Source organism: Flavobacterium sp. UBA7680, from assembly GCF_002482975.1.
In the GTDB taxonomy this organism is placed as follows: domain Bacteria; phylum Bacteroidota; class Bacteroidia; order Flavobacteriales; family Flavobacteriaceae; genus Flavobacterium.
Window position 1 is genome coordinate 375,917 of sequence record NZ_DLHA01000019.1, and the last position, 15,439, is coordinate 391,355.

The 15,439-nt window shown below is 35.4% G+C and carries 12 protein-coding genes; 8 read left to right on the forward strand and 4 right to left on the reverse strand.

Features of this window, described 5'->3' with window-relative positions; all coding sequences use genetic code 11:
- Positions 1-105: 105 nt before the first annotated feature.
- Positions 106-1,386, forward strand: a complete 1,281-nt coding sequence (locus tag B3C18_RS06580; protein ID WP_291144246.1) for an acetyl-CoA C-acetyltransferase — start codon at positions 106-108, stop codon at positions 1,384-1,386.
- 134 nt (positions 1,387-1,520) lie between these two features.
- Here the strand turns inward: B3C18_RS06580 and B3C18_RS06585 are convergent, their stop codons facing one another.
- On the reverse strand, positions 1,521-2,129 hold the full coding sequence (locus B3C18_RS06585; protein WP_291144248.1) for an FMN-dependent NADH-azoreductase: 609 nt from the start codon (positions 2,127-2,129) through the stop codon (positions 1,521-1,523).
- Between the two features lie 107 nt (positions 2,130-2,236).
- Here B3C18_RS06585 and B3C18_RS06590 point away from each other — a divergent pair, with 107 nt between their 5' ends.
- Both B3C18_RS06590 and B3C18_RS06595 read left to right on the forward strand, forming a co-directional pair.
- Positions 2,237-2,626, forward strand: a complete 390-nt coding sequence (locus B3C18_RS06590; RefSeq protein ID WP_291144251.1) for a winged helix-turn-helix transcriptional regulator — start codon at positions 2,237-2,239, stop codon at positions 2,624-2,626.
- Between the two features lie 255 nt (positions 2,627-2,881).
- On the forward strand, positions 2,882-5,800 hold the full coding sequence (locus tag B3C18_RS06595) for a PQQ-dependent sugar dehydrogenase (RefSeq protein WP_291144255.1): 2,919 nt from the start codon (positions 2,882-2,884) through the stop codon (positions 5,798-5,800).
- A gap of 108 nt (positions 5,801-5,908) precedes the next feature.
- On the opposite strand, the gene B3C18_RS06600 is transcribed toward B3C18_RS06595, so the two are convergent.
- Both B3C18_RS06600 and B3C18_RS06605 read right to left on the reverse strand, forming a co-directional pair.
- Positions 5,909-7,228, reverse strand: coding sequence for a S41 family peptidase (locus B3C18_RS06600; protein WP_291144257.1), 1,320 nt, complete (start codon positions 7,226-7,228; stop codon positions 5,909-5,911).
- A gap of 5 nt (positions 7,229-7,233) precedes the next feature.
- On the reverse strand, positions 7,234-7,671 hold the full coding sequence (locus tag B3C18_RS06605) for a MarR family winged helix-turn-helix transcriptional regulator (protein WP_291144260.1): 438 nt from the start codon (positions 7,669-7,671) through the stop codon (positions 7,234-7,236).
- A 219-nt stretch (positions 7,672-7,890) separates the two neighbouring features.
- Here B3C18_RS06605 and B3C18_RS06610 point away from each other — a divergent pair, with 219 nt between their 5' ends.
- Positions 7,891-9,348, forward strand: a complete 1,458-nt coding sequence (locus tag B3C18_RS06610) for a sulfatase family protein (protein WP_291144263.1) — start codon at positions 7,891-7,893, stop codon at positions 9,346-9,348.
- A 473-nt stretch (positions 9,349-9,821) separates the two neighbouring features.
- On the opposite strand, the gene B3C18_RS06615 is transcribed toward B3C18_RS06610, so the two are convergent.
- Complete coding sequence (locus B3C18_RS06615; protein WP_291144266.1) at positions 9,822-10,571, reverse strand: dihydrodipicolinate reductase C-terminal domain-containing protein; 750 nt, start codon at positions 10,569-10,571, stop codon at positions 9,822-9,824.
- A 407-nt stretch (positions 10,572-10,978) separates the two neighbouring features.
- Here B3C18_RS06615 and B3C18_RS06620 point away from each other — a divergent pair, with 407 nt between their 5' ends.
- The 4 genes from B3C18_RS06620 to B3C18_RS06635 all read left to right on the forward strand — a co-directional run bounded on the left by B3C18_RS06620 (position 10,979) and on the right by B3C18_RS06635 (position 15,178).
- Positions 10,979-11,413, forward strand: a complete 435-nt coding sequence (locus tag B3C18_RS06620; RefSeq protein WP_291144269.1) for a DUF1810 domain-containing protein — start codon at positions 10,979-10,981, stop codon at positions 11,411-11,413.
- 152 nt (positions 11,414-11,565) lie between these two features.
- Entirely contained in the window at positions 11,566-11,916 is a 351-nt protein-coding gene (locus B3C18_RS06625; RefSeq protein WP_291144271.1) for a hypothetical protein, read from the forward strand.
- Positions 11,917-12,160: 244 nt separating this feature from the next.
- Positions 12,161-12,856, forward strand: a complete 696-nt coding sequence (locus tag B3C18_RS06630; protein ID WP_180857903.1) for an ABC transporter ATP-binding protein — start codon at positions 12,161-12,163, stop codon at positions 12,854-12,856.
- Between the two features lie 30 nt (positions 12,857-12,886).
- On the forward strand, positions 12,887-15,178 hold the full coding sequence (locus B3C18_RS06635; RefSeq protein ID WP_291144277.1) for a TonB-dependent siderophore receptor: 2,292 nt from the start codon (positions 12,887-12,889) through the stop codon (positions 15,176-15,178).
- Positions 15,179-15,439: the final 261 nt, after the last annotated feature.

The window sequence follows — 15,439 nt, forward strand, 5'->3', positions numbered from 1 at the left end:
TACACTTATAACTTTATAAACTTTAGGAGAAAGCAAATAATTGAGGAAGTATACTTATCTTTAATCCGCAAAATAAATTTCCAGAACAACAAAAAACACAAATCAATGAATACCACAAAAACAGTTAGAAAAGTTGCTATTGTAGGTTACAATCGAATTCCGTTTGCAAGAGCCAATACCGCTTATGCAAATGTTGGAAATCAGGAAATGATGACCGCAGCCTTAAACGGGCTTATTGATAAATATAATTTAAAGGGACAATTGTTAGGCGAAGTTGTGGGAGGTGCCGTAATAAAGCATTCTTATGACATGAATATGATAAGAGAATGTGTTATGAAAACCGCTCTCGATCCCGCTACCCCAGCCTGCGATTTGCAGCAAGCCTGCGATACGGGAATTGAAAGTGCTGTTTATATTGCCAATAAAATTGCGCTTGGTCAAATAGAATCCGGAATTGCCGGTGGTGTAGACTCTATTAGTGATATGCCAATTGCGGTAAGTGAAAATTTGAGAAAAACATTGCTTAAAGCCAGACAGGCAAAATCATTGGGAGAAAAAATTAAGGCGTTTTTAAAATTACGTCCAAAAGATTTTTCTCCATTAGTTCCAAGAAATGAAGAAACACAAACCGGACTTTCGATGGGCGGACATACAGAGATTACGGCAAAATATTATAAAATTTCAAGAGAAGATCAGGACAACCTCGCGCTTAAAAGTCATTTGAATATGGCAAAAGCGTATGACGAAGGTTTTTTTGCTGATATGATTACGCCATTTAACGGACTTGACAGAGATAATAACCTGAGAAAAGACAGCACTATAGAAAAACTGGCCAAACTAAATCCTGCTTTTGATAAAGCAAACGGAACTTTAACCGCCGGAAATTCGACTCCTTTAACTGACGGTGCGTCCTGCATACTGTTAGCCAGCGAAGAATGGGCAAACGAACGCGGATTGCCAATCCTGGCGTATATTACTTTTGCAGAAATTGCGGCGATTGAATATGTCAAAAATCAGCAGAATCTTTTATTGGCGCCTTTATTTGCTGCCAGCAGAATGCTTGAAAAAGCCGAATTAAATTTACAGGATTTTGATTATTATGAAATTCATGAAGCTTTTGCAGCCCAGGTTTTAGCGACTTTAAAAATTTGGGAAAGCCCGGAATTGAGTGCCGAATTAGGTTTGAAGAAAACTCTTGGAGCAATCGACAGGGAAAAACTAAATGTAAAAGGAAGCAGTCTTGCAGCCGCGCATCCTTTTGCCGCAACAGGAGGAAGAATAATTGGCGTTATGGCAAAATTATTAAATGAAAAAGGTTCCGGTAGAGGGTTTATTTCTATCTGCGCTGCCGGAGGACAAGGCGTTACGATGATTATTGAAAAGTAAAAATATCTTCAAAAGGTATCTTTGTCAAAGTTTAAAACTTTGACAAAGATTTTAGAATCTAAACTTTACGACAAACCCGACAGGTTTTTAAAACCTGTCGGGTTTACTTGTAATTATAGAAAATAGTTTTTCAATTAAAAAGCAAATTCTTCAACAGAAGATAAAGCTTTTGGCAAAGCATTTTCTGCAAAGTCAGGAATTGCGGTTCCTTCCACACGGAAAGTCGTAACATCTGTCATTCCCAAAAAGCCTAATACAGTTCGAAGATATGATTCAGAGAAATCGTAGCTTTTGTATGGACCTTCAGAAAATATAGCTCCGGAAGCAATTGACAAGTATACTTTTTTATCGGTAACTAATCCTTTTGCCCCTTCTGGACTATAGCTGAAAGTTTTTCCTGCTCTGGCAACCTGATCGATCCATCCTTTTAAAACTGCCGGAATTCCGAAGTTATATAAAGGCACTCCAATCACAATTACATCAGATTCTAATAATGTTTTTATTGCGGCATCAGAATATTTCAATGCTTCTGTTTGTTCTGGCGTATGTGCTTCTGCAGGCGTATAAACGGCATTAATATGTGAACCTGTCAAATAAGGTAAAGGTGTCTGGGTAAGATCAAGTGTTTGTACTTCCGTTTCTGTTTGTGCTGACAATTTTTCAATAACAGCATTTGATAATTGATTACTAAACGAAGTATCTCCGTTTGTACTAGTAATTATGCGTAGAATTTTTTGGCTCATGATTTAAATTATTTGTTTTACGATACAAACTTATCTACATTTGCTATCTCTTTTATAGTACTATCCTCAAGGATAGCGCTATCCTTGAGGATAGTAATGTGATAAATATGGAAACAGAAGTAAAAGCAGTAGCAAAAACAAAAAGAAAAGACGATCAGGATTGCAGACCACAAGAATGTATGGCGGCTTTACTGCCTGTGAGAGATGCTTTAGAAGTTTTAAGTGGAAGATGGAAATTACCTATTTTAATTGCTTTGTCTAACAGACCAAAACGTTTCAAAGAAATCTCTAAAGACATCAACGGAATTACGGACAAAATGCTTTCTAAAGAATTAAAAGATCTTGAAATAAATAAACTTGTTACCAGAACAGTTTACGATACTTTTCCGCCAACGGTTGAATATTCACGCACCCAACACAGTCAATCTTTAGGAGATGTTATCATGGCTCTAAAAGATTGGGGAACTTTACACAGAAAAGAAATCATCGGCAAATAAGAAGATTTAGCCTAAAGTATTTTTGCCACAGATTAAAAAGATTATAATGATTAAAAAAAATACAAAATCTGCTTAATCTGCAACCCGAGCGACAGCGAACAGGCGAAGCAAATCTGCGTAAAAAAAACTTAGCGACTTAGTGCCTTTGTGGCATTACCACTAAATCGATATCGTAAAGAAATTTTAGTAAACTAAATAATTATACAGAAAAAGTTTAAATTTGGTTACCCAAACCACTAAAAATTCTGAATAATTATGAGAAAAAATCTACAATTTAACATTAAAAACAAATTGCTTAGTCATCTAATAATAGCTTTTGCTTTATTGATTTCTTCGCAATCCTATTCACAATACATCACGCAAAATGTTGCTCCTACTGCAGTTATCAAAGAAGGACTTTCGCTTGAACAATCTTCTGACGGAAGAATTTTTATAGCAGAACGCGGCGGTATTGTAAAAGTGTTTCAAAACAACACCGTTACAAATGTATTTACCGTTCCTACCGTAACCGATAACGAACAAGGGTTACTTGGATTAACGCTGCATCCTAACTTTGCAACAAACGGTTACATTTATGTTTTTTATTCTATACAACCAGCAGGAGAAACTGTGAGACATAGAATTGAAAGAATTAAAATTGACAATGCGAATCAGGTAGTTAGCAGACAGGAAATCTTACTTTTAGAACCAATTGGCGCCGGATTTCATAATGGAGGAGATTTAAAATTCTTCAACGGATTTCTGTATGTAACCGTTGGAGACAGCCAGCAAAATACCAATTCTCAGGATTTAGACACTTATAAAGGAAAAATTCTTCGTATTACAGAAGACGGACTACCAGCTCCGGGAAATCCATTTTATGGAAGCGGTTCTGTACAAAGACAAAGCATCTGGGTTTACGGATTTAGAAACCCGTGGAGACTGGTTGCAAATCCTACTGCCAATAAATTATTTGTTTTGGATGTTGGAACTTCATGGGAAGAAATTAATGAAATTAGCAATCCAACTATTCGCAATTATGCTTGGGGACATCCGCAGGGAGGTGATGGAATGCAAACTGAAACCGATTTATTTACAAATCCAATATTTACCTACGCAACCGGAAGTATTGGAAATGCTTTAACTAATGGGGTTTTGTATAATCCAACAATCTCACGTTATCCTAATTTACAGGGGAAATTCATTATTAAAGATTTTGTTCGAAATGCAATTCGCTGGTTTGATCCCAATGTTGCCAATCCCGTTTCAACTGAATTTTATTCGGCACCAGAACGTCAAGCACTTGGGATGATGTTAGGTAATGATGGATTCATTTATTACTGTGAATACGGAAATAACGGTTCTTTAATTAAATTAGACTATATAGCAACTGCTGCACCAACAATTGTAAATCATCCGGTTTCTCAAACTATAATGGAAACAGATCCGGTAACTTTTTCAGTTTCGGCAAGCGGAATAGGTTTAACCTATCAATGGCAGTTTAACAATGCTGATATTAACGGAGCAACCGGAGCAACTTATACAATTCCGAATGTAACAAATGCTAATGCAGGCGATTATAAAGTTATTGTAACCAATACAGCCGGAAATGTAACCAGTAATCCGGCAACATTAACTGTAAAACCATTCAGTAATAAACCAACGGTAACGATTGTTTCTCCGCTTCCATCGTTAAAATGGAATGCTGAAGATGTTGTTCATTTTGAAGCTACAGCAACAGATGTTGAAGATGGAACTTTACCTGCAAGTGCATTTTCGTGGAGTATTGATCTTTTTCACGAAGATATCCCTGGAGCCGGGCACTCGCATCCTGGTGCAAGTCCGCAAGGTGTAAAATCAGGAGACTTTACAGCTTCTAATCAAGGAGAAAAAACACCAAATGTGTGGTACAGATTTACTGTAAAAGTAACCGACAGCAATGGTTTAACCGCTACCACTTTTGTTGATATCAGACCTAATTTAGTTGATGTTACTGTGACAAGTTCGCCAGTTCCGCTTAACTTAGAATTCAATCAAAAACCAGTTACGGCGCCTTCTACAAAACAAGTTGTGGCAAATGCAGCGGCACAAACTTTAAATGCACCAACGCCTCAGTATATTGAAAATATTCGTTACGATTTTGACCATTGGAGTCAGGGCGGAGCGGCAAACCAAACTTTTAAAGCGCCGGCAACAGGAACGATTACTTATACGGCATTTTATACAGCAACTACGCTTCAAAATGCTCCATATCAGGGATTATTTGCTCAGATTCCGGGAATTATTGAAGCCGAAAATTATGATGTTGGTCCAGGTGCTTTTCTGGATAAAAACGGCGGCGGAGATAATGTATACAGAGCTGGTGACGGCGTAGGAACTGAAGCTTGTAACGAAGGCGGATTTAATCTTGCGTATGTAGCAAAAGATGAATGGCTGAAATATTCTGCAAGAGTAAGTACCAGCGGAAATTATACCATCAATTTAAGAGTATCTACACCTTATGCTAACCGAAAATTACATATTGAAGTAGACGGTGTAAATGTTACCGGAATTCTTAATATCCCAAATACAGGAGGTTTTCAGGCATGGCAGACAGTTGCTGTTCCTAATATTTCTTTAACGCAGGGTAATCATGTTATTACTTTATATTTTGATGAAAATGACACTAACGTAAACAAAATGGAATTTGTATTGTCTGGAATTACCAGCCCAGTAGCCGATTTTGAGTTTACACCACAAATGGGATGTGAAAATGAACCTGTTACTTTCACTTCTGTTTCTATTGGTACAATTGATAATTATTTATGGAATTTTGGAGCTGGCGCACAGCCTGCAACAGCAACCGGAGTTGGACCGCACACTGTAACTTATTCTACAGAAGGCGATAGTGAAGTTTCACTTACTGTAAGCAATTCTGAAGGAAGCAACACAAAAACAGTTACCTATATGGTTCACGACTGCCATCTTGGAGTTGAAAACCCAAATGCTGAACCAAATGCAATTGTAGTTTATCCAAATCCGTCAAAAGGAATATTTCATTTGTCAAAAGAACTGGAATGGACTGTGTTTTCTGCTGCGGGAAGTAAAATTAAACAAGGAAAAGGAAATGTAATTTCAATATCTGAACAAGCAACGGGAATTTATTTTATAAAAACTAATGCTTCGAGTAAAGCAATTCCAGTAAGTAAACAATAATTTATTTTATAAGTTTAGAAAATAAGCTAAAATAATAAACCCCAATAGATTTTATCATCTATTGGGGTTTTCAATTTATTGGGGTAAAAACTTTGCCGTTTTAAAAGATTAAACTTTATCTTTTTTATAAACTCTCTCTTGTCCGCTATGATAAATTCTTTTTATCGCTGTCAAAGATTTTTTCTCGAAAACAATTTTTATACGATATTCATCTGTTCCATCAACCAGAAATAAATCTTTTTCAATTGGAGTCAGTAAAAGCGTAACGATATTATTCCATCTGTAATATAAATTATCCCCTTCATATACTAGTTCCGATTTTCCATATTTGCCTTGATATGATTTTAAAATAGCACTGTCAACATGCAATGGCTTTTGTCTGTTTTTAATAACCGGAATAAACCAATCAAGATTGTTTAATGAATCTTTATTTTTTAATGACAGATTTTTCAAGGCTAATAAATGAGACGTACTTATTGCTTCTTCACTCTTACATGGAACATCAGGAATCACACCTTTTCCTTCAAAATCCAGATTGGTAACGGGATCTTTCACTTCGCCAAAAGGTATATTTACAGAAAAACCATTTGATATTCCTACACGGTTTATTGGATGTGCACCTCCAGCTGTTTTTTCGCCCACAATGGTTACACGTTTTAAATTTTGAAGCGAATAACTCATCCACTCAGCAGCCGAAAACGTAACAGAACTTGTTAGAATATAGATGTCTATATCGGCCAAACGTTTACCTGGAACAGACGGAAGCAGCCACATTTCTCTTTCTATTTTTTTTCTGTTTTTCTCGTAATAATAATATTTATAAAGCGGTAATTCTTTATTCGAATAGAAATAACTGCTAATAAACTGCCCCATTTCCATTGCTCCGCCATTATTTTTACGCAAGTCAATAATCAGCGCATCTGTATTATTTAAAAACTGCATAACAGAAGCTGCTGTTTCACTGCCAATTGCAGGATCTTCAAAATAATCAAATGCCAAATAACCAATATTTCCTTCTAAAATACGTGCTTGCTGAAATCCGAAATTCTTGTTTTTTGCCTCAATTAATTCGGCAGCTTTGATTTTTTCCTGTGCTTTTTTATCTTCATTTTTTTGCAGAGGATCTGACCATTCCGGATCATACATTACTCTAAAATGTAAATCTTTGCTAACCTCTAAAAGATCCATAGTCAATTTTAAAGCAAATTCATTTGGCGTTATACTGTTTTTATAAACTCCTGCATTATAATTCTCTTTCAATTTTTTCTGAATACTTTCAATCGCATTCGGTCTAATGTAAAATTCTTCGAGTTCTTTACCCAGCGAATCGATAACTTGTTTTTTATTTAACTCCGTAAAATCAGGTTCTTTTTGTGCATATACACCAATTGATAACAGCAGTAATATCAGATTTATAAGTTGTTTCATCTTTATTATTTTTTACAATTTGAAATTATTTTATGCAGTAATTTATCCAGTAATTCAATTTCGTCGAGTGATAATCCGTTCAGGGCAGTTTTTCGGTTTAGGTTAAAAACAGGCGTTAGCAAAACAATAGTTTCCCTGCCTTTTTCAGTAATTACAAGCTTTGATTTTCTTTTATCAATTTCATTTGCTTCTCTTATCAAATAATCTTTTTTGACCATTAATTCGATAATTCTGGTAACGGAAGCATTATCCTTAAAAATTAATCTGGCTATTTCTATTTGAGAAATTTTTTCATTTTCATTTAAGATAATTAATACCAAACATTGATCAACCGTAATGTCACTTACTACTTTCTCTATGTTTTTTTGGCAAACTTTCCTGTATTCTTTTATAGCCTGTTCTATGGTATAAAGAACTGTTCCTGTTGGATTTTTCTGCTTCATTTTAAGCCATTTACATTTAAATTTATTTGATATATCAAATATATACAATTATTTGATATATCAAATAAAATATTTTATACAACAAGCAGTCAGATTTTGATTCTCAGGAAATAACAATTTTCTATTTATTTGAATCAAAAGAGTTTTCTCAAGAAGAATACTTTCCATTTTTGCGGGTTATATTTGTAGTTAACTATACCAATACAATACCACGCAATTATGAGAAAAAGTCTAATGCTGCTTTTAGTAGTAATTCCATTCATTAGCAGTAAAATAACCGCCCAAAGCAAAAGCCAAAAACCCAATATTGTTATTATCAATATGGATGATATGGGTTACGGAGATACGGAACCTTACGGAATGACGGGAATCCCAACTCCGCACTTTAATCAGGTAGCGAAAGAAGGAATGCGTTTGACTAATTTTAACTCGGCTCAAGCTATTTGTACGGCATCGAGAGCGGCATTATTGACAGGATGTTACCCAAACCGAATTGGAATGTCGGGAGTATTGCTTCCGGGAGCAAAACATGCCCTTAATCCAAAAGAAGAAACGATTGCTTCACTTTTGAAAAAATCAGGCTATAAAACGGCTAATTACGGCAAATGGCATTTAGGAAATAATTTGCCATACTGGCCAACAAATTATGGATTTGATGAGTTTTTCGGGATTCCGTATTCTCATGATGTATGGCCAATTGATTACGATGGCTATTCATTAGTAACCGATCCTAAAGATCTGCGTTCTACCTTTCCTCCTCTTCCATTAATCAGCAATACGACTATTGTAGATACTATTAAAAACATTAAAGAAGCTTCTAAATTAACCACACTTTTTACAGAGAAAGCAGTTGGTTTTATCAAAAAAAACAAAAAACAGCCGTTCTTTTTATATCTCACACATCCTTTGCCGCACGCACCTTTAGCAGTTTCAGACAAATTTAAAGGCAAAAGTGATTTAGGTTTATTTGGAGATGTTATTATGGAAATTGACTGGTCTATAGGCGAAATATTAAAAACTTTAGACCAAGAAGGACTGACTAAAAATACGGTGGTAATTATAACCAGCGATAACGGCCCGTGGCTCTTTTTTGGTGACAACGCAGGATCATCAGGAGGTTTTAAAGAAGGAAAATCAACTACTTGGGAAGGAGGAACCAGAGTTCCGTTTTTGATTCGCTGGCCCGGAAAAATAGAAGCCGGAACTGTAAACGGATCTCTTATGACGAATATGGATCTTTTACCAACAATTGCCGACATAACCAAATCTGCTTTACCCGAAAATAAAATCGATGGTCTGGATTTTCTTTCGTTACTGACCGGAAAAACGAATAAAGGCCCTAGAGATACTTTCTATTATTATTTTGGTGTAGGAAGCAATAATCTTGAAGCCATTCGATACAAACACTGGAAACTGGTTTTTCCGCACAAAAGCACATCATACAATAAAAATCTTCCCGGAAAAGGTGGTTTGAGAGGCAAAGGCGCAGTAGTTGAAGTTCCGCTTGCTTTGTATGATCTGGCGCATGATCCGGGTGAAGTTCGCGATGTTCAGGAATTATATCCTGAAGTTGTAGCACAAATTCAAAAAATAGCCGAAACGGCAAGAGAAGATCTTGGTGATGATTTGAATAATAAAGTCGGAAAGAATGTTAGGAAACCTGCAATTGTTGAATGAGTTTTTTGTGAAATGTAAAAATATGCCACAAAGTCTCTAAGTCGCAAAGGTTTTTTTCTCATTTTTATGTCATTTCGACGAAGGAGAAATCGCACTAGAAGCTCGACAAAGATTGGCGATTCCCTTTGTAGATTCACGAGTGCGATTTCTCCTTCTTCGAAATGACAAACAATACGCTTTAGAATATAAAATCAATTGCCTCCAGCTTTAGCTGGAGGTCTATATTTAGATAACAAAAAGGCTTTAGCCAAACTTTACTAGTTCGGCTAAAGCTTTTTTCTTTGCTTATATTTCTCCATCCAGCTAAAGCTGGACGCTATTGAATATTTTTTTTTAAACTAAAAATTTTGTTTACACCTAACTAAAGCTGGACGCAATTGAATATTATCTTAAACAAAAATCTTTTTAATCCTTTTAATCTGTGGCTAAAAAAATAAAAAAAATTAGTGCCTTCGAGCCTTAACGGCATAACCCTAAACAACAAAATAAGGCGATAAAATATCCTCAAAATTATATAATCCCTTTTTCTTATCTTTTAAATTCTCGACAACAAAAACAACACCATTTCCAAAAGCTTCCCTTGAAATCGATTCGTGAATTAAACGAACTGTTTGATACGGAAATCCAAAGATAACTTCATGTTTTCCTACGATTCCCCCTGCCCTAACCGAATTAATATTTTCTGTTTCAACATCAAGTGCTTCGGCAATTTTTATCGCAGTTCCAGATGTTCCTTGTTTCTTCTTAAAATGCTCTTCGTTTACTTCGATATCAACCCACGGCGCAATTTTCTTTAAAAACTTAGCAGCAAACAATAAATAATTGACGCCCAAAGTAATATTTGGAGACCAAAAAACAGTTGTTTTATCAGCCAGTTTTTTAAGCAGTTTCAACTCTTTATCCTTGTAATGTGATATGGCAGAAATAATTTTTACATTTTTCTTTGCTGCAGACTCTCCGTAAATATAAATTCCTTCATTCGAAGAAAAATCAATGATCGCATCTACAGGATGTTTCTCCAGTAAATCGTCAATACTGGTAGTTGAACTTGAATAAATTAAACCAGGTTCTTTAGACTCAATTCCAAAAAACTCCGGAACAGATCTGTGTTCTAAAACCTTACTTTGTCTTAAAACCCATTCCAGCGAGAATTTTTTATTTTCCAGTAATATTGATGCTACTGATTTTCCAGTCTTTCCGAATCCGATTAATCCTATTTTCATATTTTATTTTTTAATTTGAGTATGAAACTCGTTAGCAGAAATTGGGTATTGTTAAGATAAAATACAATTGGAGAAATTGCTTAAAAAATATCCTGACAAATAACCTTATTTCATAAAAATAGGAAAATTATAACAAGCCATCTAGCAAAAAATGCTATTTATAACATTTAATATACTTGTTAACAGGAAATATTTTGTTATTTGATTTTTTATCCGAATAAAATTGGAATGAACTTTTAGACTGGCACTTTATCTTTTTGCAGCTAAATTTTTACGGTATTTTTTTCAACAATTTTTGTTCGTAATATTCAAAAAAAATACCAGTAAAAAAAGGGTTTTGTGATGTACAACTAAACATATTTTCTGTAGTTTTATGACCTGATACCCCCAAATCAATTAAGTAAAGAATGGCTTACAACAACAACGAATTACTTCGGTTTTTAGATGCACAAAATAAATTGTATCTAACTGCTCTTGATGAAATTAAGAAAGGTAAAAAGGAATCTCCGTGGATGTGGTGCATTTTTCCGCAGATAAAAGGAATGGGTTCCAGCGATACATCAAAATTCTACGAAATTAAAAATGCCGACGAAGCAATTGCTTTCCTTGAGCATCCAATTTTAGGAAAACACCTTATTGAAATAACAGAAGAATTGGTCAAAAAAGACGAACTGGAAGCTGTAGATATATTTGGTACACCCGATGTTGAAAATTTGCAATCGTGTATGACGCTTTTTGCAAGCATTCAAAATTCAGAGCCGGTTTTTCAGGAAGTATTGCATAAATATTTCGATGGATCTTCTGATTTTCATACGCTGCAACTATTGTACAGTAATTTGTAAAATCAATAAATTCAGGCGGTTTACTGGTATTTCATTAAAAATATAATGTTGTATTAGTGTATTTCTAAATTAAGATATTTATATTTGCAACACTGTTGCGTTTATTTGTTTCATAATGAAACGGTTAAATAACGCAGCAGAAATACCACCGAATGAAAAAGAAAATCGTAGTTGTAAATTTACTGATGTCTTTTGCAGTATTGTTCGCCATGCTGTTTCAGACGGTTCACTCCTACGAGCATATTTTAAGGCAGGCTTCAGAGAAACACTGTGAGCATAAAACTATCGCTGGACAAAAGCAAATAACGCACAGCCATTCGGTTGATGCTAATTGTCATATTTGCCATTTTGCCTTTAGTACCTTTATTCCGAATTCTTTTCCGGCATTATCATTTCAAAAAATAACGGTCGAAACCTCTTATAAATTCTTTTATTCGAAGGTTTATTCGACATTTTTTAAAGGCAGTCTCTTTGCACTGCGCGCGCCTCCCGCATTCATTTAATTTACTACATTTTACTTCTTTAAATAAAAACAGCTTTTTACCTATTCAATAAAATGGGTAAAAGGAAATACTGTTTTATAGCTGTTTTAGTTTCTTTATTGGAACTCAAATCAGCCTTTTTATCTCTGTAGTAAATTACCACTTCTCAAAATTATAAATTCATAATCAAGCCTTTACCAATCAGGTAAAAGCCTGAGATTTCTATATCTGTTTTAAAATCAATTTACCCAAATACATAAAAACTATGCTTACAGCAAAAAATCTCACCAAGAAATATGGTGATCATACGGCTTTGAATTCTTTAAACTTAACCATAAACGAAGGCGAAATTTTTGCGCTTTTAGGACAAAACGGCGCCGGAAAAACAACTACAATTAATCTTTTTTTAGGCTTTATTGAACCAACTTCTGGAGAATTAGAAATCAATAACATTTCGGTTACTCAAAACAATCAGGAAACCAAAAAACACGTTGCTTACATTCCCGAAACTGTAATGCTTTATCCCAATTTAACGGGTTTAGAAAACCTAAAATTCTTTTCGTCTTTAGCAGGATTCAAATATTCTGCGGGCGAATTAACTTATTTCCTTAATAAAGCAGGTTTACAGGCCGCAGCTCACGATCAAAACTTAGGCGGATATTCTAAAGGAATGCGCCAGAAAGTGGGAATTGCCATTGCGATTGCCAAAAAAGCAAAAGTCCTTTTACTAGACGAACCTACTAGCGGTTTAGATCCTAAAGCTTCAAATGAATTTTCGCAGATTTTAAAAGAACTTTCTGCCGACGGAACAGCAATTTTAATGGCAACGCATGACATTTTCAGAGCCAGAGAAGTCGCTTCTCACATTGGCATCATGAAACAGGGAAATTTAGTCACGGTAATCGAAGCCGATAAAATCTCAGCAAATGAACTCGAAGACTTGTATTTACAAACCGTTTAAAGGAAAAGGTATTTCCAACCAAAATATAAAATGAAACATATAATTCTCTTTTTATTTTTAATAATCACTGCGCATTCCATACAATCACAAACTAACAAAAGAAATACAGACAGTATTGTTCAGGATTCTGTTAAAATGGCCCGAAACGAATTACAAACTGTTGAAATCGTGGGACGTTCGACAAAAAAATACACCAGCGATTATTCGTTTGCCGCCACAAAAACAGCCGCTTTAAACAAAGATATTCCGCAGTCTATCTCAACTATAACCAAAGAACTTATTACAGATAAAGGTGCTTTTTATCTCGCCGATGCCGTAAAAATGGCAAGCGGTGTAATTCCCGCAAGTTATTACAATCAATACACGATTCGAGGCATTAGCCAGAATGAAGAAGGACAGATTATCAACGGAATGCGAACACGTCAGTATTATTTTTTACAGCCTTTAACGAGCAATATCGAACGTGTTGAAGTGATTAAAGGCCCGTCGAGTGCGACATTTTCATCTGTAGATCCGGGCGGAAGCATTAATATGGTGACCAAAAAACCTTTGGCAGTTGACCGAAAAGAAATCAGTATGAGCGTTGGGAGTTTCAGCACTTTACGCGGAACACTTGATTTTACAGGCCCTTTAAACGAATCAAAAACACTTTTATATCGTGTAAACGGTGCGTATCAGCAGGCAAAATCGTTTCGTGATTTAGTCAATAATAAATCGTTTTTGATTTCGCCTTCCTTCAGTTATATCCCAAATGAAAAAACAGCCATTAATACGGAGTTGATTTTGAGCGATATGAACGGAAATCTTGACAGAGGCCAGCCTATTTTGGGTGCCGTTGCCGGAAAAACAAGTTTAAATAAAACCCCAATCAGTTTAAATCTGGGAGCTCCGAGTGATTTTTTTAAGTCGAAAGAAATGATTTTGATGACCAATTTTGCTCATAAATTCAGTTCTAAAATTGGTTTTAATGCATCATACATGAAACAAACCTGGACAGAAGATCTTCAGGAACACAGAACTACAAATGCATTTGCGGTCGATATTAACAATCAGCCTGTTATAAGTATGGCGATGATGCAGTTTGTGCAGCGTCAGCAAAATTGGGATATCGACAATTTGAATGCTTTTTTAAACTTCGATTTCAAAACCGGAAAACTTAAACATAAATTACTAACGGGTTACGATTTAAGCAGTTGGAATAAAAATAAAGGCGGCGGACAAAATGCAGCCAGAGGTTATTTATTAAAAGACGGTACGGTTGCGAGTTCTTTTGTTTTGGCGAATGCCTCAAATTATCAAACTATTACAGTTGACGGCGTTGTGTTGCCAAAACCAAATGTGGAGTATTTCAACTTGAATAATCCAACTTATAAAATTACAAGCCCGGAAGATTATACGCTGAATGTTCGAACTGCGCTTCCATCGGCATTAACGACTACAAATGCGGTTTACATTCAGGATCAGATTCAATGGGAAAAATTTACTTTTTTATTGGGTTTACGAAACGAATGGTTTGAAGATATTACGAACTATGAAACCAGCAACGAACTGAAAGTCAAAAAAACAGCTTTACTGCCAAGGGTTGGAATTACTTATGCGGTAAATAATGCGATAAATGTGTACACGACTTATCTCGAAGGATATCAGCCGCAATCAAATACCGTTACTTTAATGCCTCAAACGGGTTCATTGCCAGCAGGAAGTTTGTTTGATCCACTTAAAAGTGATTTGAAAGAAGTGGGAATAAAAACGACTTTTTTAGACAACTCAATGAGTTTTAATGCGGCGATTTATGAAATCAGACAACGCAATATTTTAATGAATGCCAATGCCCCTGTAAATCCTGATTTATTGGTTACAAGAGGCGCAGAACGAAGCCGTGGTTTTGAATGCGATTTAGCAGGTTATATTACGCACGACTGGCAGATAAATGCTTCCTACAGTTATATCGATGCAGAAATTATCAAAGACAATAACCCTGCTTTAATTGGTGCCAGAAAACAAAACACACCAAAAAACAGCGCGAATTTATGGACTCGCTACAACTTTGCTTCGGATTCTGCTTTGCAGGATTTAGGAATTGGTCTTGGAATGCAGTATCAAAGCTCGAAAGTGCCTTGGTTTACAAGAGATTTTACACTTCCTGATTTTACCATTTTTGACGCGGCTTTGTTTTATAAACCAAGTAAAAGTAATGTGCAGATTGCTGTAAATGCAGGCAATTTATTGAACAAAACGTATTGGCTTGGCGCGCAGAATTACTTGCGTTTGTTTCCCGGAAGTCCAAGAAACGTAAGCCTTACCGTAACTTATAAATTTTAATTCGTTGAGATGAAAAATATTTAAACACATAGAAACATAGAATTTAAGCCTCAAAAGAAGTATTTCACTTGCATAATCTTGTCATTCCGAGGAACGAGGAATCTTCGCAAGAAACTCTACAAAGATTGGCAACTCACTATGCGGAGCTACTTACGAAGATTCCTCGTTCCTCGGAATGACAAGATTGTGGTAACTATGTGTTAGAAACTAGTTTCTTTTTATAGTCTTTTTTAAGATTCCAAAAAGCTATGTTTCTATGTG